The organism is Pararhodonellum marinum (genome assembly GCF_015354735.1).
GTDB classification, from domain to species: domain Bacteria; phylum Bacteroidota; class Bacteroidia; order Cytophagales; family Cyclobacteriaceae; genus Pararhodonellum; species Pararhodonellum marinum.
In genome coordinates, this window is sequence record NZ_JACEFJ010000004.1 from 251,782 (window position 1) to 270,134 (window position 18,353).

The 18,353-nt window shown below is 42.7% G+C and carries 19 protein-coding genes; 3 read left to right on the plus strand and 16 right to left on the minus strand.

Translation table 11 applies throughout. The features are described 5' to 3' along the window. Nucleotides 1–130: 130 nt before the first annotated feature. Nucleotides 131–820 carry an outer membrane beta-barrel protein gene (locus H1A14_RS10490; protein ID WP_194776203.1) on the minus strand — a complete coding sequence of 230 codons (690 nt, stop codon included), beginning with the start codon at nucleotides 818–820 and terminating at the stop codon, nucleotides 131–133. A 72-nt stretch (nucleotides 821–892) separates the two neighbouring features. After that, complete coding sequence (locus tag H1A14_RS10495; RefSeq protein WP_228527721.1) at nucleotides 893–3,133, minus strand: arylsulfatase; 2,241 nt, start codon at nucleotides 3,131–3,133, stop codon at nucleotides 893–895. Between H1A14_RS10495 and H1A14_RS10500 the strand changes: the two genes are divergently transcribed. Beyond that, nucleotides 3,132–3,350 carry a hypothetical protein gene (locus H1A14_RS10500; protein WP_194776317.1) on the plus strand — a complete coding sequence of 73 codons (219 nt, stop codon included), beginning with the start codon at nucleotides 3,132–3,134 and terminating at the stop codon, nucleotides 3,348–3,350. The genes H1A14_RS10495 and H1A14_RS10500 overlap by 2 nt on opposite strands. A 9-nt stretch (nucleotides 3,351–3,359) precedes the next feature. Here H1A14_RS10500 and H1A14_RS10505 read toward each other — a convergent pair whose 3' ends face one another. The 3 genes from H1A14_RS10505 to H1A14_RS10515 are packed head-to-tail and all read right to left on the minus strand — an operon-like array spanning nucleotide 3,360 to nucleotide 6,662. Then, the gene (locus tag H1A14_RS10505; RefSeq protein WP_194776204.1) at nucleotides 3,360–4,391 is read right to left on the minus strand and encodes an HAD family hydrolase; all 1,032 of its coding nucleotides are present in this window, start codon (nucleotides 4,389–4,391) and stop codon (nucleotides 3,360–3,362) included. Nucleotides 4,392–4,413: 22 nt separating this feature from the next. After that, entirely contained in the window at nucleotides 4,414–5,979 is a 1,566-nt protein-coding gene (locus H1A14_RS10510; protein ID WP_194776205.1) for an arylsulfatase, read from the minus strand. Nucleotides 5,980–6,005: 26 nt separating this feature from the next. Beyond that, nucleotides 6,006–6,662, minus strand: a complete 657-nt coding sequence (locus tag H1A14_RS10515; RefSeq protein ID WP_228527722.1) for a hypothetical protein — start codon at nucleotides 6,660–6,662, stop codon at nucleotides 6,006–6,008. Between the two features lie 636 nt (nucleotides 6,663–7,298). On the opposite strand from H1A14_RS10515, the gene H1A14_RS10520 reads away from it, so the two are divergent. Continuing rightward, entirely contained in the window at nucleotides 7,299–8,471 is a 1,173-nt protein-coding gene (locus tag H1A14_RS10520) for a helix-turn-helix domain-containing protein (RefSeq protein WP_194776207.1), read from the plus strand. A gap of 86 nt (nucleotides 8,472–8,557) precedes the next feature. Here H1A14_RS10520 and H1A14_RS10525 read toward each other — a convergent pair whose 3' ends face one another. Then, nucleotides 8,558–9,433 (minus strand): pirin family protein, encoded by an 876-nt coding sequence (locus H1A14_RS10525; RefSeq protein WP_194776208.1) that lies wholly within the window; start codon nucleotides 9,431–9,433, stop codon nucleotides 8,558–8,560. A 77-nt stretch (nucleotides 9,434–9,510) separates the two neighbouring features. Further along, on the minus strand, nucleotides 9,511–10,107 hold the full coding sequence (locus H1A14_RS10530; RefSeq protein ID WP_228527723.1) for a Crp/Fnr family transcriptional regulator: 597 nt from the start codon (nucleotides 10,105–10,107) through the stop codon (nucleotides 9,511–9,513). A 299-nt stretch (nucleotides 10,108–10,406) separates the two neighbouring features. On the opposite strand from H1A14_RS10530, the gene H1A14_RS10535 reads away from it, so the two are divergent. Next, nucleotides 10,407–11,435, plus strand: a complete 1,029-nt coding sequence (locus H1A14_RS10535; RefSeq protein ID WP_194776209.1) for a DUF481 domain-containing protein — start codon at nucleotides 10,407–10,409, stop codon at nucleotides 11,433–11,435. Between the two features lie 168 nt (nucleotides 11,436–11,603). Here the strand turns inward: H1A14_RS10535 and H1A14_RS10540 are convergent, their stop codons facing one another. The 9 genes from H1A14_RS10540 to H1A14_RS10580 all read right to left on the minus strand — a co-directional run bounded on the left by H1A14_RS10540 (nucleotide 11,604) and on the right by H1A14_RS10580 (nucleotide 17,991). Next, a complete protein-coding gene (locus tag H1A14_RS10540) occupies nucleotides 11,604–12,848 on the minus strand; it encodes a DUF6515 family protein (RefSeq protein ID WP_228527724.1) in 1,245 nt (414 codons plus the stop codon). 8 nt (nucleotides 12,849–12,856) lie between these two features. Continuing rightward, nucleotides 12,857–13,594 (minus strand): DUF2092 domain-containing protein, encoded by a 738-nt coding sequence (locus H1A14_RS10545; protein ID WP_194776210.1) that lies wholly within the window; start codon nucleotides 13,592–13,594, stop codon nucleotides 12,857–12,859. A gap of 389 nt (nucleotides 13,595–13,983) precedes the next feature. Continuing rightward, complete coding sequence (locus H1A14_RS10550; protein ID WP_194776211.1) at nucleotides 13,984–14,322, minus strand: MmcQ/YjbR family DNA-binding protein; 339 nt, start codon at nucleotides 14,320–14,322, stop codon at nucleotides 13,984–13,986. Beyond that, the gene (locus tag H1A14_RS10555) at nucleotides 14,309–14,737 is read right to left on the minus strand and encodes a VOC family protein (protein ID WP_194776212.1); all 429 of its coding nucleotides are present in this window, start codon (nucleotides 14,735–14,737) and stop codon (nucleotides 14,309–14,311) included. The genes H1A14_RS10550 and H1A14_RS10555 overlap by 14 nt, the downstream gene beginning before the upstream one ends. Nucleotides 14,738–14,870: 133 nt before the next feature. Continuing rightward, nucleotides 14,871–15,275, minus strand: coding sequence for a DUF1801 domain-containing protein (locus H1A14_RS10560; protein WP_228527725.1), 405 nt, complete (start codon nucleotides 15,273–15,275; stop codon nucleotides 14,871–14,873). Between the two features lie 258 nt (nucleotides 15,276–15,533). Next, a complete protein-coding gene (locus tag H1A14_RS10565) occupies nucleotides 15,534–15,923 on the minus strand; it encodes a VOC family protein (protein ID WP_194776213.1) in 390 nt (129 codons plus the stop codon). Further along, a complete protein-coding gene (locus H1A14_RS10570; protein ID WP_194776214.1) occupies nucleotides 15,916–16,221 on the minus strand; it encodes an RNA polymerase alpha subunit C-terminal domain-containing protein in 306 nt (101 codons plus the stop codon). Before H1A14_RS10570 ends, H1A14_RS10565 begins: the two co-directional genes overlap by 8 nt. Nucleotides 16,222–16,658: 437 nt before the next feature. Next, nucleotides 16,659–16,997, minus strand: a complete 339-nt coding sequence (locus tag H1A14_RS10575) for a hypothetical protein (protein ID WP_228527726.1) — start codon at nucleotides 16,995–16,997, stop codon at nucleotides 16,659–16,661. Between the two features lie 73 nt (nucleotides 16,998–17,070). After that, nucleotides 17,071–17,991 carry an RraA family protein gene (locus H1A14_RS10580; protein WP_194776215.1) on the minus strand — a complete coding sequence of 307 codons (921 nt, stop codon included), beginning with the start codon at nucleotides 17,989–17,991 and terminating at the stop codon, nucleotides 17,071–17,073. Between the last annotated feature and the right edge of the window lie 362 nt (nucleotides 17,992–18,353).

Sequence of the window (18,353 nt, forward strand, 5' to 3'; positions counted from 1 at the left end):
ATTGAAATCTCAGGCAACATCTGACTTCCGACTTCGGACTTTCTAGCCATTTGAGGTAGAATATTGGGTTAATGGCCAAGATGCGGTTAATCATATTATATAATATTAAAGTCTCTGCAACCCGTAGATTCTAGTCTTGCTTGGTTGGCTTGTTCCCTCCAATGGGAATCCTCAGATAAAGGTACAAAGATGAATTCCGGACTTCCTGCCCGGAAGAGGCCAATACATCCACCAGTCCATGGTAGTACAGAAAGCCTACGCTCATGCTTTTTGTTATTTCTTTCAGTTTGTACCCCACACCTCCTACTACACCTGCATCAAACCTGCCATAATCACTTCTCACATCCCTTTGATATTCAACATCCCCTCCATCGAATTCCACATCGAAAAAATCAAATGCCCTAGTTCTGATTCCTGCCTGTAAGCCACCTTCCAATAACCACCTGGATTGAATCCGTTGTTGCCACATAACAGGAAGGTAGAAATAATTGATTTTTGTGGTCAATGCTCCCCCTTCAAATATCCCGTCAAAGCCAGGGTCGCCCAAAGGATAGGTGGCCATTCCCCTGGCCCCTACATTGGATTTGACCAGCAGTCCGGTACTTAAATAGGAATTTTCCATCAGGAGAATATTGAAATAGAACCCGAGGTTGAAATTATTGAGGGCTTGGGCATCCTCAATTCCTCTCAGGTCCGAGCGGTTCATGCCGCCGGTGATGCCGAATTCGATTTTATCCGTATTGAGGGCATCCCCAAAAAGCAGGGAAATCAATATCTGGCCTTGGCAGAAAGCCGGAACAATTAAAAATAAAGCTGCCATCAGCACTACTTTACATTTTATCATATCTTCGGACCCTAGGGCTATTGGTTTTTTAATATTTGTGGATATTGGTTATTTATAAGCCACCTCCAATTTATTCACTTTTCCATTGAACTTGAAGGGCGCATTTTTGAAATAAGCATCTGAAACAGGAGACCCCAAATCCTCTCCAATGTCAAAGCAATCATTAGCGGTAAAGCCGACCGTGGCAAGAATGGGGATATGGCCACTGAGGTATTCCTTACCGTTGACATACAGGGTAAGCTCTCCGCTTTTAAGATGGGGGTACATCTCATTGGGTTTGGTATTCAGGTCTATTTCAATTTTGGCTTTACCCTCCGGCACTTTGGTTTTTCCACTCATGAAGGTTCGGGAAACCAGAAATTGATTGTACTCATAGTGAATGATCCCATTCCTCATGTAACAGGTAAGCCCGCCTGCATAGCCACCAATGGAAAACAAAACCCCGTTGCCGTTTTTGGGTATTTCGGCCTCTATGGTGGTTTTATTGGCAATGGTTCCAATCCTGGGTGCGGCAGCTTCAGGCACCCTTGTGATGTGTCCATGGTATTGGAATTCAGTGGTCTCACCAAAGGAAAGGGAATCAGGATGTAAAAACATGTAGAGCCCTCCTCCTATGGGGAGGTTTTGGTTTTTAGCCGATTCAATCAAAAAGAGTTCTTTGAGTGCCTCCAGTTTTTCAGGAAATTCCTGTGAAAGATCGTTTGCCTGTGAGAAGTCTTCCTCCAGGTTAAACAATTCCCATACATCTTTATCAGGTGTCCATTCCTGTATACCCGGGGTGACAGTCACCCATGGGATCCTTGGACCAAAAGTCGAAGCCATCCAACCATCATGGTAGATGGCCCTACTGCCCATAATGTCAAAAAATTGGGTCAAAAGTCTTCCTTTAGCATCTGGGTCTGAAAATGAGTAAGCCATACTGACCCCATCAATCGGTATTTGTTGAAATCCATTTACCACCTGTGGTGCCTCTATGTTCAGGATCTCGTAGATCGTGGGAACGATGTCATTGACATGGTGAAACTGTGAACGGACTTTGTCATCAGGCATGATTTCTTTGGGCCAGGACACCACCATGGGCTGTCTGATCCCTCCAAAAAAGGAGGCCAATAATTTGGTGCCTCTGAAAGGGGTAGACCCTGCCCAAGCCCACCCTGCATGGTACATATTATCTGTTTTGGGACTTCCGATCACATCCAATCCACCCAATTCATCAACCACTCTGAGGTGATCAGAAATTTGGGTGGGGATCTGGTTTTGGGCCAGCAATTCGCTGATCGTACCCTGTTGGCCTTCAGCACTGGACCCGTTATCCCCCCAAATATAAAAAATCAAGGTGTTCTCTTTGATACCCAAATGCTCCAGCTCATCAATTATTCTGCCTGCATGAAAGTCAGTATGTTCGGTAAACCCTGCAAATACCTCCATCAATCGCCTTTGGAAGGGCCTTTCATTTTCTGGAATGTCGTTCCAAGCTTGCAACCCCTCCGGCCTTTCAGTCAAAATGGTGTTTTCCGGTGTCCACCCCAATTTTTTTTGATTTTCAAATACCCTTGTCCTGTAATTGTCCCAACCATCATCGAACTTCCCTTTGTATTTGTCTGCCCATTCTTTGTGTACATGATGGGGGCCGTGGACAGCCCCTGTTGCCCAATACATGAGAAAAGGCTTGTCTTGATGGATAGCCTGATGCTTTCTGATCCATTCTATGGCATTGTCAGCAAGGTCTTCTGTAAGGTGGTAGCCTTCTTCCGGAGTTTTTGGGGGATGCACCAAGGTGGTGTTTTTGACCAGATTGGGTTCATATTGGGAAGCTTCCCCTGCCAGAAATCCATAGAAATATTCAAAACCGTATCCGGTAGGCCAAAATTCAAAAGGACCCGTCTCGCTGGTTTGGGGCGTAGGGGTGTTGTGCCACTTTCCAAAGGCTGAAGTGCTGTACCCATAATTCCTCAACACTTCTGCTACGGTAGCCGCTGACTTGGGAATCACACCACTGAATCCATCCCAGTCATTAGCAAACTCGGTGATTTGTCCCGTGCTTACCCGGGTATGATTTCTGCCAGTCAATAATGAGGCACGGGTAGGGGAACACATGGCCGTGGAATGAAACCGGTTGTAGGAAATGCCTTCCTTGCTCAACTTCGTCAGGCTCGGTGTGTTTACCTCCCCGCCAAAGGTATTGGGCAGGGCCGGACCTGAATCATCGATCAAGATGATCAAAATATTAGGCGCATCATCGGGTAAATTTGACGGGATTTGTCGGTTTTGATATACCGATTCCTGCATGGTCCTTCCAGCTTTACTGGCAGAAGGTGTTTGTTTAAACGGTAAAATTTCCTGCGCATTTGCCAGTATTGGGAAATACATGAATGGCACCATTGCCATTACAGTGAAGGCCTTAGTTAAGGAATTGGGCCATTTTGAAAATGTTTGTAGCTTCATCATACTTTTGGCTTTGGTAAATGATCAATACTTGATTATCAATAAAATGAATGCAGGTTAAGTAGGAAGTCTATGGGAAATCTCCGTTGGGAAAGATTTGCTTCCAATCTTTGGCCATATCGACAACTTGCCAGTTGTAAAATGCAGCACTGTCCAATCCTTTATTCAATACCCCGATATGCCCTTTCCGGTCATAGCCAAACTCTCTGATGCTATCAGTATGGTGAATCAACATCCCAAACCGCGGACCTGATGCTGTCGTTGTATATTGAAGCATTTCAAAGTCCCCATCGCTGTTGCCTGCAGCAAATACCGGAATCTTTCCAATGGCACGGTGAATGCCGATGGGTTTGGCTGCTTTATCGTCATTGAATACCATTTCCGGAAGCTTTTGCAGACTGGCCTCACCTTCAGAAAAACGGTATTCATATCCACCCATACTGCCCACTACCTGGTAGGGAGGTATGTCATAGGCTTCCTCTACCCATGCACGCATAAAATCAATCCCTCCTCCGCTGACGATAAAGGTCTTGTAGCCATTGGAACGCAAAAACTCCAAAAGCTCCAACATAGGTTGGAACACCATTTCATTGTATTTTTTGCCCGTTACAGGATGGGTGGCTGTAACCAGCCACGCTTTGACCGAAGCATCGTACTCGGCAGCTGTCATGCCACTATGGCTTTCCGACATAAGGTTAGCCAGTCCTTTCTCTCCGGAAGCCATCAAGGAGGAATGATCATCTTCCAATACCGCTTGGAAAGGCTGCTGCGTTTTCCACTCGGGATGTTGTGGAGCCTTCCGTTTGATTTCATCCAGCGCAAAGGCCAACTGGAAATAAATGGGCTGTTCTGACCATAAGGTCCCATCATTGTCAAAGCAGGCAATCCTGTCCGGAGGTTTGACAAAATCGGTGTGGGAGCTATCCGTTGTGTTCCTGACAAAATCCAAAACAGCCTCTTTTGCCTTACCTTCCTTCCAAGATGGCAGGGGATCATCCAACCCATTTTCAGGATGTGATGCCAATACATTTTGTGGCTGCCCACAGCTAAAGGATAGCCACAGAATACCAAAACAAACAATTAGAAAAATATACTTTCCCATGACAAATGGATGTCCATATAAATCAATTACTCATACTCTTCAACATATCGTTTACCCTTTTCTCCAAGGCTGTCAGACTCCACTCACCTGGGGTCTGGCTTGGAGGATAGTCTATGAAAGTCATCAGAAATCGGGAAGCGTATTGTTGAATGGGTGCAACGACGAAAGCACGGTCAAGGGTCCAATCGTAATACGTGTTAGAGGATTCCATGGCTTTTTCAAAAGGATCCCTTCTTAGGTTTACCAGGCTGGGAGACCTCAATTCCACATAAGGTTCCAGCCAAACTTGCAATTGTCTGGCACGGTTTTCCAAAAAGTTGACTTTCCAGTCACCATAGCGGATGCCGGAAATATTGCCTCCATCAGTCATGTAAAAGAACCCTTCTCTCGCAGAGGTTTCAGACTTTCCGGTGAGGTAGTCCAATTGGTTTTTACCATCAATGTAATTTCTGTATTTACGTCCGTTTAAAGAAGTGCCATTTTTCAACTGCTCCGATATGTTGGCGTTTCCTGCTATGGCAGCAAAAGTAGGAAGCCAGTCTTCATGACTGACAATCCCGTTGAGGACTTTCCCGGCTTCAAATTTTCCCGGCCAGCGCACAAAAGCAGGTACACGGTAGGCGCCTTCCCAATTGCTGTTTTTTTCTCCATGGAATGGAGTCGTCGCTGCATCCGGCCAGGTATTATAATGTGGGCCATTGTCCGTAGAATAGACCACGATGGTATTGTCTGCGATCCCCAATTCGTCCAGTAAAGCCAACAATTCGCCTACATGCATGTCATGTTCCACCATTCCATCACCATACTCATCCTGACCGGATAGACCTCTATGCTCTTCTTTAACATGGGTTCTGAAGTGCATCCGGGTGGCATTCCACCAACAAAAGAATGGCTTGCCATCCGAAACCTGTTTTTGAATAAATTCCTTTGCAGCCGCAAGGGTTTCTTCATCCACGGTTTCCATGCGCTTTTTGGTCAAAGCCCCGGTATCTTCCACTTTTTGACCGCCTTTGCCATCGGCCCAGCTTTTGATCACTCCCCTGGGTCCGAAAGCCTCCTTGAAAGTTCGGCCATCGGCCATCACCATATCCCCGGGATAATCTTCGTTTTCAGGTTCTTCTTCTGCATTCAGGTGGTAGAGGTTCCCAAAAAATTCATCAAATCCATGCATGGTTGGCAGGTGTTCGTCCCTATCTCCCTGATGGTTTTTACCAAACTGTCCCGTATTGTATCCTTGGCTCTTCAATACCGTGGCAATGGTGACATCTGTTTTTTGCCAGCCCTCTTTGAAACCAGGCATTCCTACCTTGGTCATTCCTGTGCGGACAGGGGAAGTACCTGCCAGAAAGGCTGCACGACCAGCAGTACAACTCTGTTGACCATAATAATCAGTAAACGAAATGCCTTCTTTTGCAATCCGGTCTATGTTAGGGGTTTGGTATCCCATCATGCCATGGCTATTGTGGCTGACATTCCAATAGCCGATGTCATCTCCCCAAATCACGAGGATGTTTGGCTTGGACTCTTGGGCATTTAAGATGCCCATACTCAAGGTGAAGAACAAAAAACAAAGTACTGGATTTTTCATGGTGTAATTTTATTTAGGGTTTGGAATTAATTCTGAGTGGCTGGCAGTATGATCCCATCGTCAATGAGCTGTTCCACCACCTTTTTGGAAAATGCCTTGGCAGCCGTATCTATGTTGGATGGATTGGTGGTCTGAGACTGTGCGGACCAGACCAGTTTTTCAGTGGAGGTGTCGTAAAGGTTGATTTCCAAAAAGTAATTGTTGTCCGTTTCATAGTAACCGGGAGAGGAAACCATTGGCTGATACAATCCGTAGTAGCCTCCAAACCTGCCATACCCTCCATAAAGCATGGGATTGTAATAGTTGGTGCTTCCAGGCACATACCTGGTTTCGGTGGACTTTACCAATACAGCCACAGTCATGATGCCGTCACTTCCACTTTCCTTAATGGCCTGCACGACCTCATCGATGTTGTCTTTTTTTCTTGAAAGTCCCGGCTGTATATTTTCCAGATTACTCTCTGCTTGAATGCCCTTTTCCCTCAAAAGCTGGTCAATGTCATCTTCGATGGTTTTTTTGGCCACCATGTTTTCATTGATCAGGGCAACCACGTAGAGGTCTTGATAACCTGTCTCAGCAGCTTCAGGACTTTTCCAAGAACCAATGATTTTGGTGGAAGGGGAACAGCCTGACCATGTCATGAAGACAAACAGGCCCAAAATTCCGATGATGTGTCTGGTCATTTTCATTTGATTGTAACTTGTTTTTTAAGGTTGATAACTTGTATGCAAAGAATTCAAATTCACATCCCAACACAATCTGCCAAAAGACCCTTTAGCACTCACTTTTATGATGGGGTTTTTCTACCCTTTAATTAATGGTCGAAGCACTTAAAGTCCTTTTTCAAGACTTAAAATCAATTCTTATACTCAATCCAGCCAATTGTGATCCAAGTAAAAGATAGGAGCCAGTGGATTGATCCTTATTACAAGGGAAGTTTTTCCGATCTGAGATATAAAGAAACTTTTATTAAAATGTCCGACAGTCCGCCTTTGCAAGACGCTAAATTGAGTTTTGAGAAATTTAAAGGTATCCTCTATAAATAGAGCTGAAAAGTGTATGGAGATTATTTTCGCACAAAATAATCAATTCTTTGCAAGAAAAAATTTAATAAAACATATAAGTTATTCCATTTTAAACTGGAAATACCAGGATCGTTTTTTTGTATTTGTAGTATTTTTTTCTGAATTTGATTGTCATGTAGAGTAGCGTTTAAAAGATTTTGTGGGTTATTTAAAGTTTAAGCTATATAATTCCCGAAGTGAATAAGGTATTCCCAATGAATTTGACCATATGGTATATTTTCAATTGATTGTTTTATGGATCCAGTTTATTTTCAATCCAGTCTGATTTTAGCCTCTTCGGTTTCATTTTTTGTGGGGGTTTTGCTTTTGTGGTTTAAATCCACCAACAGAGAAGCCGGAAATTTGCTTTCCTTTGCCTTTTTGTTGCTATCCTATCCGATATTTCTCACTTACTTGGTGAGTACAGGATTCATAGAGGTGGTTCCTCACCTCTATCGGACCGGTTACGTGGCGATGATTCTGTTCGTTCCGGTGTCTTACCTTTATGTGAGATCTTTGTTTTCTCAGGTCAAGCTTTCCAAAAAGGACCTTTGGCACGGTCTGCCTGCCCTCCTATATTTGCTGGATTTTCTTCCGTTTTTTTTGTTGACTGGTGAAGAAAAAATGCAAGCCCTCAACAGTGGAGAAGCAGGTTCTACAATTTTGATGTTTGCCGAAAGCCGTTTCCTTCCCGCCGGGGGTTACCTTACCCTCAAATACCTGATTCAAGGGATTTATTGGATGTTACAGGCAAGTATTTTATTCCGGTATGTCCATAACCAAAAGCAGCAGGTATTGGCAAAAAATAGAGTCCTTCTGATTTGGGTTGGGGTATTTCTGTTCTGTCAGCTGACTGTTTTCATGCCACCTTTGCCCTTCCTGGGGGAAGCATTTAGGGAATATCAATATTTGGTCTATCTGTTTATGACAGGAAGCTTATGTACCCTATCGGCGGTTAGTTTGTTTCTTTTTCCTGAAATTCTCTATGGTATTCAGGAATTGCCACACAGGGCCTCCTTGATTTCAAAGCAGTCCAGGCCAAATGTCGAAAATGCCAAAGACCGGTACCTTTCGAAAGCCAAAATTCAAGAGCTTTCCGATTTGGTTCACGATCATTTCGAACAGCATCAACCGTACCTCAAGCTCCAATACAGCCTTTCTCAAATGTCCGGAGAACTGGGTGTGCCTGCGCAATATCTGTCTGCTGCCATCAATGAATGTGATCAGGTCAATTTCAATGATTTTTTAAACAGGTACAGGATTCAATACTGTCTTGAAAAATTGCAGGAAGATAGGTTTTCTTACCAAAAAATTGACTGGATTGCCGAACAGTGTGGATTCAACAACCGAAACACCTTCACACAGGCCTTTAAAAAGGTGACTGGAATGTCCCCATCTGCTTATATCAAAAAGGTAAAAGCCTTGTAACATTTGGTGAAACACCCTGCTCTTACTAAAAAAAATCAGGTTCTTGACATATACAAAGAACCTGATTGAGCATAAAAAGCGCTGTTTTAGTCCAATTTTCCGAATTTGCCTGAATGGAAATCGTCAATTGCCTGAACAATTTCCTCATGGGTATTCATCACAAAAGGGCCATGGGCCACGATGGGTTCATGCAGCGGTTCTCCACTCAACAGCAGAACTGTGGCATCCGTCATGCTTTCGACTGTAAATTCCTCCCCTGAGTTTTCGAGTAACACAAAATGGTCAGATTCCACTTTCACCTCACCATTCACCAGAATACTACCTTCAATCACCAATAGCCCTGTGCTGTAAGTTTCTGGAAGCGAAAAGCTTCCTTTTCCCCCGGCATTTAACTTCAGGTTATAAAGGTGCACTGGAGAATAGGTTGTTGCAGCCCCTTTTACCCCATTCCATTCACCCGCAATGACTTCAACAGTTCCCCCGTTTCCGGGAAGGTTGACTTTTGGAATCATCGCATTCGTGATGCCCTGATAGTGGGGGGTGGACATTTTGTCCTTGGCTGGGAGATTCACCCAAAGTTGTACCATTTGAAAGTCACCGCCTTCTTTACTGAATGTTTCCTCATGGTATTCTTTGTGCAAAACGCCGGAAGCCGCCGTCATCCATTGTACATCTCCTTCACCTATAATGCCACCCCCGCCACTGCTGTCATGGTGGGCTACTTTTCCCTTGTACGCGATGGTGACAGTCTCAAAACCTCTGTGTGGATGTACATCTACACCTCTTGGCTTGTCGGAAGGAGGAAAGTAGAACTTCGAATTGTAATCCAACATGATAAAGGGATCCATGCGTTTCATATCCAGGCAGTAGCCACTTGGAATGAAGTTATGCACCCTAAAGCCGTCCCCAACGAAATGTGGTGACCTGGGTGCTGCTACCAATTCTATTTGCCTTGTTGCCATAACTTTTTTCATTTGTTTGACACAAAGTTAAATCAGACACCCTTGCCGTACATTGATGTATGATAAGAAAGGAAGGCTTACTCCTTAGACAGCAATCCTTTCCTCACCCTGCTTAGGCTTTCCGGGGTGATGCCTAGGTAGGAGGCCACCATCCATTGGGGAACCCTTTGTGTAATGTTGGGATAAAGGGTCAAAAAGTCAAGGTACCGGATTTCCGCATTTGCGCCTATCAACAGGTTAATCCTGTTTTGGAGTTGCCGGATGTGGTTTTGGAGGAGATATTCATTGTAGGTACGGAATTCAGAACTGATGGCTGTGGCTTTATGGAAAAATCCGGAGTCCAACATCACCACATGGGTAGGCTCGATCGCATCTATAAAGTACTCGGAGGGTTTCCCAAAAAAGATACTGCCTCTGTCACTGATAAACCAGTTTTCCGGGGCGAATTGGACGATGTGCTCTTTGCCTTCTTGGTCTATCGAAAAAAATCTTACCAGACCTTCCAAGACAAAAAACGAATGCGTACACACTTGTCCTTTTTGCAGCAGAAATTCCCCTTTGTCAATGGATTTGTGGATAACCATATCCATGATCTCCTCCAAGTGCTCCTGACGCACCATGGCTTTGTTTTGAAGGTATTTTCTAAAAGGCTCAACCATCGGCTTCAAAAGCATTGCTGTTTTTCAAATTTAATGAATCCAATTTATCTGGCTTACCTGAGTTGAAATCTGACTGCAGCTTTTAAGTTTTTTTTACCTGACTTTATCAGATTTTGATTTAGGCATTCCAAAAGTTTTTAAGGTCTACTTTTTATGAAACATCATTTTTCAATTCATATCCGTTTAACCATGAATTTCATTAAATTAAACTGTTATTTTGCAATTAAGGACGCTTATTGAATATCTTGATATTCTAGCATTAGTCAAGTTTGTTTTTTTAACAGCTTAAAATCTTCATGGCTAAACTGGTTGGTATGAGTAAATTTTTGTGTATTGGTTTTTGTCTGTTATCTTTTTCCTTTTTGGCCCAAGCGCAGGAACGGGATACCGTGTACCTGAGAAACGGACAAATCATGGTGGGTAAACTCAACAAAATCAGTTTGGGCACCATAGAATTTGATGATGTGGACCTCAATATCCAAAATGTAAGGTATCACAAGATCCGTACTTTAAAGGCCGCTACCAGGACTTTCAGGATAGAAACCATAGACAAATCCATTTATTTTGGGGTGATTAAACCTTCCAATGTTTTTGGAGAGGTGATCGTAGATGATGGGTTTGTGGAACAAACATATCATTTGGATCAAATCTACCAGTTGGTATCTCTTGAAAAGAAATTTATCAAGAAAATAAAGGGAACGGTCAGTGCCGGATATTCCTACACCAAGAATTCGGACATCGGAAGGACGAATTTTGACTGGAACCTGCATATGGACGAGGAAAAATTTCAGGCTGATTTTATGGGCTCCTTCATTTTTACCAATAATCAAGGTGAAAAATCAAGAGACAGGGAAAATATTTCCCTGGTCGGCTTTTACAATTTTTCCACGGTTTTGGTAGGAGGTATTTACTTCAATTACCAAAGAAATATTGAGCTCGGATTGGCAAGCCGCTTACAGCAGGGGGTGGGTTTCGGCCGTAGGATTCTGATGAAGAGCAATTTACAGGGAATGTTGGTTACAGGGGGAGTCATCAATCAGGAAAGAGACTTAGCCGGAAATTCCAGCGGAAGCCTGTACGAGATCCCACTGAATTTCAGGTTGAATTATTTCCATTATTCTGCTCCCAATTTACAGTTTGTGTTTAATCCAAGGGTGTTTTTCGGGGTCAACCAGGATGGCAGGCTGAGATTTGATGGAGATATTACGGTTAATTGGGAAGTGATCAACAACCTTAACCTAGGCATACAAACTTATACCAATTATGACAACCGGGCATTGGAAGGTAGCAACACCAATTTTGACTATGGTCTCGTGTTGAATATAGGCTATAAATTCAAATGATGCTAAACTCTATGGTCAAACCAAAACTTTGCTGCTCAGGGTCTTTCTTAGAGGATAATTTAACTAAGGAAAACTTAAAGTTCAACCCAGTTTTTATTGATTTATTTTATTTGAATATTTCAGATAGAGGACTTGTCTAAATTCAGTGAAGTTTTTTAAATTTTAAAATCACTCCTCTTCAGGTTCTATATACACCACTTCAAACATATTTCTTCCGTTAACCTGTACAGGTTGATAATAGGTTTCACCAAAACGGATCAATGTTCTATCTCCCATTTTGATTTCTTCACCACCTTCTGAGATATTCTCTACCAGAGTTCCTGCTGTAGGAGGCACAACCACATAACCATTGGCTGTTTGTTCAAAAAAGGCACCTCCCCAATAGTAGTTGTACTCGTTTTCACCCACTTCTACTCTTTCGTAATTGGCAGGAATGGATTTTACTTCAGCGCCGATGGGTGCAGGTACTACGACATAACCCTCATCATCTTCTTGGTAAAACACACCGTCAAAGTAATGGTATTCATTGATGACATTGGTCACATTGGTGACATTTGTTATGTTTTTTTCATTCGTTACATTGGTTACATTGACCACTTGGGCCTGAGGTGGGGGCATGGGTACATAAAAACCCCACGGGTGCCACATTGGTCCCCAAAACATAGGTCTGAAAGGAAACATATAAAAAGGATGAAAGGCAAATACCCTAATTCCTCCCCACATAAAGGGGGGCCGCATCATCATGGGTGACATGACATTGATCCTTACAACTGTATTGCGCTGGGCATTGATATTGATGTTGTTGTTATTGCCGATGTTGATATTATTTCCTCCACCTGGCCTGCCTCCTCCCGGTCTGTTGCCTCCTCCCGTACTAGGACGGCCATTCCCAACCCCTGGGTTTCTATCGTTGCCAGGACGGCTGGACGGCCTGCTTCCTGTGGCACTGTTGGACCGGTCTCCACCCCTATTGGATGTTCGATCCGAGGGTGCAGCCCTATTTCCCTGATCCCTACTTGACCCAGCCGAGGGTCTAGTGGTCTGTTGTCTGTTTTGCTGGGCTGAATTGATGGACCTATTGTGTCCTGCGTTATTGGTACTTCCGCTTCTGTTTGGCGCTCGCTGGGCTCCACCATTTATGGTATTGTTTCTTGGTGGTGCGGCAGTTTGTCTCGATGGACCTGAAGGCATGTTTCTGGAAGCAGCACTGGGGTTCCCTCGGGATGGGGCACTCATCGATCCGCCGGATCTTTGCGGGGCTGACATAGAACCGCCTCCCCTCGAGGGGGCTGCACCGCCACGGGCTGGAGCATGGTTCATCCTTTGGGCATAAAGCATTTCAGGTTCTACCACTAGAAAAAATGTCAACAAAAGCGCAAAACCCATCTGAAATTTTAAGGCTGATCTTTTCATAATTTCAATTATTGAATGGATGATTTGGGAAGGATCGTTAGAATTCGCGCACTTTCCGGCACCACAAAATCATATATGGCATTTGGGAGATTGGGGTTTAATTTCCAATTTGAAAACACACCTTCAAAATCCATTACTTTTCCGTTTTGGTTCTTACTGATGACATACCGCATGGGCAAAACAAACGTGTCATTGCTGATCCAAATCTGAATGTGGGAATCTTCAGATTTTGCCACGATATGGTGACATTCTTTGCCGTCCACATTGACTCGCCCGATGTAATCCACCCGATCACTGTTCTCCAATAAATCATCCGTAAAGGTGGGATAAAAGAAATCCGAAGCCGGGAAATCCACACCATATTCATTATTGACAAAATCAATGGTCTCTAAAATGTTATCAGGAGCATCTATAAACCCATATCTGTTGTAAGTAAAAGAATAATACATGACGATGTCTCCATTATACCAGTAAGCATGAGTTTCTTGAGGTCCTTTGGTGACTACGTGCATTTTGTCGGGTCCTGTAAAAAAAACATCATGGCTGAAAAATTCCCGAATGACCCCCACCGAATCGTGAGGTTGGTCTACGGTAGTTTTCAGTTCGAAACTACATGAGGTCAAATCACCTATGACTTCACTCATCCTGTCCAAGACGATAACCGCTCTGGAATCCAAGGCCTTTTCCTGGCTAAATCCGCAAAATGCTAAAAGCCAAAAGGGGACAAAAAAAAGAGATTTCTTCATATGTAAATGATTTGGGGTCAATGCTTTGAAAATGGAAGAGTTTTTTTCGACACTTGATAACCTAAAAATACATTCTTTTTAATCAAAAAATACAAAATGTAAGCATAAGATTTTTGGATAAAGCGGATTTTGCCGGAAGTGTAATTTTTCAAAATAAAATATGGATATGAGGTCAATATCCAGAATAGAGGAAGGATCTGGAATATTGGTCCTAGTTTTGGTATGAACTTGAATGGCATTTATTTGGTCAAGGAATGCCGAAGAGCTATAGCTAACCCTAGCAAGTCCAATTTTACACTGCTTATGAAAGGTTTGAGAAGACCCTAATGCCTCAATTTTTGGATCCCTGGTTAGAACCACTTTTGAAACTGCATGAAACGTTTATTGCTTCATCTTTTGATCATTTCAGCCAGCTTTTGGGGTGCTACTGTACAATAGGCAGTGGTAATCGCATCCTGAAGGATTTCATTGTCCAGTCGGTCGAGCTCCATCATCGTCCATCCCTGTTTGCCCCATTTGTTGGGTACAGGATAAATCAACAAAGGGTCAATCAGGGAAAAAAGGTCTTGATCAGTTTCAGAAAACTTCAGGCAAGCTTGATTTTTTGAGGCATCATAGGTTGCAAACATCTTCTTTTTAACCCGGAATGAAGTCTTTTCAAAATGGGGTTCTTCGGTCACCTCGGGGAGGGAAAGAGAATAAGTCTTTAAGAGATCAACCTGTTTCATGTTGGTTTTTATCATAGGAAAGCATCCACCGCACACCAAACTTATCGATCACCATAGCAAACAATGCCCCCCAAAACTGCTCACCCAATTCCTGTTCGACCTTACCTCCATCAATCATTTGTTGATAGAGTTTATTGATTTCATCCTCAGAACTGCAATCGAGACTCAACTGGACCGAGTTTCCCTGATGGAGTGGTCCCTGTCCGCACATGTCTGAGGCCATTAGGTTAAAGTCCTCGTTGATCAAACTGGCATGCATGATCTGATGGTGTAACTTTGAGGGGAACTCCTCTTTTGACGGGGACTCACCGATGGACATCAGTTCCAGGTCTCCACCAAACAGGCTTTGGTAGTACTGCATGGCTTCCCGGCAGTTTTCATCGAAATGCAAATAGGGTTGAACGGACTTCTTCATAGGTGGAAATTTTTAGGTCAAATTAAAACTAGTTGATTAAGCGTGAAATCCTATGGCCACGAAGACACGAAGGCACTAAGAAATTATATATATTCTCCATTCAAACCTTTATGCCCTTGTGCCTTTATGGCAATTATTTGAGTTTTTCCAATTTTCCTTTTCTTTTGATCAGGTTTTTATAATCCCAGCGGATTTCCTTGGATTTTTCCAGCCACCTTTTCAGTTCTCCTTTATCAACTTGATCTACCGAAGTATAGGTTATAGACGCATCTTTGAATTTCCCTGTTCCTGGCTGAAGTTTTTCTTCCTTAAAGTCCACCCCACTCCAAAACATCAACCGAATGCCGGCTTTCAGCTTACTATACCCCACTGTAGGGTTGTCTTCCAAAAACCAAACCGGGTGCCGGTGCCAAATTTTACTTTCGGCTTCGGGAAGTCCTTTGTCAATTTCTTTGGCAAGCGCTTTGCAAATTTCGTTTTCACCTTCACTTTGCGATTCGTTAAAATTCTTGATGTCCGAATTCATATTTTTATTCATGTATACACCCAATGATGTCAGTAAAATGGTAATTCAATACAATTCTCGCCACCAAACTGAATTGTCCCGTACTTTCCTGCCCGACGAAAGGCGGATGACTTCCGACTTCGGACTTCCAACCCTTTTGAAGATGATATTGGGTTAGTTGCAAAGAAGCGGATAACCATTTTTTTATTTTTATAGAACTAATATCTAATCCCGAATAAATCGCGAGAAGTCATTCACCAATTTAGTTTTAACCGCCATTTGACCCAATTTTCAACACATTTGGGTTCCGACTGACCACATATTTCCGGCAAAATCCTTAAATGTCCCCCGCCTATCCGGATCCCCATCATTTTCTTTTGGGGCCTCCACCGCTTCACATCCCGCCTCAATGGCGATTTGGTAAATTTTGTCAACATCAGGTACATAAACATGCATGACTAGCGTGATGGGAGGGTATTTTGCTGATGAATTGCTAAGCATAATGACAGAGTCATCAATTTGTACTTCTGCATGCATGAGGTTTCCATCCGACAACCTGAATTCTCGGAGAACCTTTGCATCAAAAACCTGTTTCAACAGGTCAATAAACTTGTCTGCTCCATCTACAATGAAGTAAGGTGAAACAGAATTGTAACCTTCCGGTTTGAAGTCTTTAGTCATGGTTCACTTTATTTTTAAATGTCAAACCTTCCTCTTCTAGCGCTTTATGTAAAGCAGGAAGGGAAGCTTTACCCATTCCGTGTAGCGCTAAGATTTCCTTCTCCGTGTGACTGGCCAGCTTCTGAATAGTATCAATCCCGTAATAGAGCAAGGAGTTTCTCGCAGGATTACTCAATAAAGCCAAGAAACCCGAGGCAGGTTCTTTCAGTTTCTCGCAGGTCGGGCAAGTAGGACAGTCACTGCTCTTGTAAAAGGTGTGTCCAAACTTGTAGGTTCTTTTTTGTTTTTGGGTCACCATATTTTTTAAAATATTTTCTCCTTTTAAACAGAAACCTATGGAATACCCTAAATGCCAAAGGTCTGCAGCTGTCTCAGGTTAAAGGAAAAGCTGGTTTTGTCCTTTCCTGCCTAATGTCAGGGTTTGTTTCGCCGAAGTTTTCCTTCAATAAAGTTATAAAACACTTGGCGCTAAACCAATGGTGAAATTCGACAATATGGAGGGTTGATTCCGACAAAATTTCGGGTTTGGTCCTTAATGATCAATGGGGAATCGCTTTCTCGACTTTTACTTTTGGTGTGTATTTCACCACAGAGCGCAAAAAGTATGGTACAGGGTTCACTAAAAGAATAAAAAACCTCCCAGACAACTATTGGTCTGAGAGGTTTCGAAGTTTAAAGAAAGTTTAGTGGCTAATCTTTTTCGGTATTCATGGGGCATGAATAACCAATTTCAGGTTACTTCACCCTTTTTAGGGTCATTTCTCCCATTTCATTTCTAATAATGATTTCATCATCGGTGACCAACTCACCTTTACTTTCAATACTGAAATCATTGAATGAAATGCGGTATGAAAATTTTTTGCCATCCACTTGGCCATTTTCTAATGGGACTTCTCCGAATTGAGTTTCCAATTCTCCTTTGAGTTCTGTGCCTTCCACTTTAAAGGTGTAGTTGATCTCCATGGTCCCGTTAGGGGTGTCCCGAGAGCCCTTCCACTCTCCATCGATGGGGTTTTGTGCAAATGCCGTCAAGCTGCCGACAAAGAATAATGCAATCAATACTGTTTTCATCATGCTGGGTTTTTTGTGAAAATTGATTTAAGGTATATAGGTTAGAATAGAAATGCACTTTACGGGAAGTGGCGTCCTACCACGTTCTTTTCTCCATCATCTGATCCAATTCTGCTCTTGTCATACTACCAAGTTCCGGGTGTTTTTCCAGCCATTTTAGGAATGCTGATTTTATTTCATCGGTCCATTGGCTGTCGATTTCACCGGTGCTGTATACATTGTTGCGGACCATTTCAAAACCGAATTGATCTTTGCGAACCACAAATTCTGAAACACTGATCACCTCTTCGGCCAAATGTGCCGGTACAAACAACACACCTTCGATAGTGGCTATGACCAAGTCCCCGGGAAGCACAATCGCATTTCCGATCCGAATGGGCGTATTGAGTCCCATTAGGACCATTTCTTCGGTAAATGACGGGTGGAAATCACGTACAAACGCATTGAATCCAGGGATATTCCTGATTTCCTGCAAATCCCTAGAAGCCCCATCGAAAACAACACCGTTTCCAGATTTGCTGAAAATGGAATTGGCCAATGTGGACCCCATAATGGGTCCACCTCCGATTTTACCAAAAGCATCAGCCACATAAAGGTCCCCCTTTGTAAGGATGTCGATTGGCCATGAATTGGTATTTCCCTTTCTTCCTTCTTTGGCACCCCGCTCCTTGATGTTTCGCTCAACATCCGGTCTGCTTGGCAGGTACATGGCAGTCACAGCACGTCCTGTCATCAAGGTTTCGTTTACCGTTTTCCATCCACCTTCATATTGATTTAAATAGCCCTCATTTCTCAAAGCATTCCAAGCATCATCTATCATGATGTGCTTTGCCCGTTCCAAAAGTTCATCGGGTATTTTAGGCCGTCCATCTGAAAAGCGTTCACCTTTCCAATCTGAGGTAAGGAAAATCATCTCTTCTTTCGATAGGGTTTGTGCATTTACAAAAACGCTCAAAGAGATCATGGACACCATCAAAACTACCAAATGGATTTTCATACTACTGTTTGTTTTACTATGAGAAAAATGAAATGTAATTTATACAATTAAAATTGATAATTTATTTTTTTTTTACATATATGGAGGTATGAAAGTAAATTCGGTCAACCATTTTGAAAATTTGATGATAAACTGATGCTTTTATCATAAAAAATGAAATGCACCTTTGTTTAAACCCTCTTTGATTACTTTTATACACATTTTTTAGTCATAGGAACCCTTAATTGAAACCATCTACATAACCTAAATATACCAACTGTGTAAAATTTTGTTTCTTTCTTCTTTAAAAAAAAGAAAAACATTAAACTTGTTTTACCATTATCTGTAAAAAATACACTTTATAATTGTAAATTAAGGTTGAG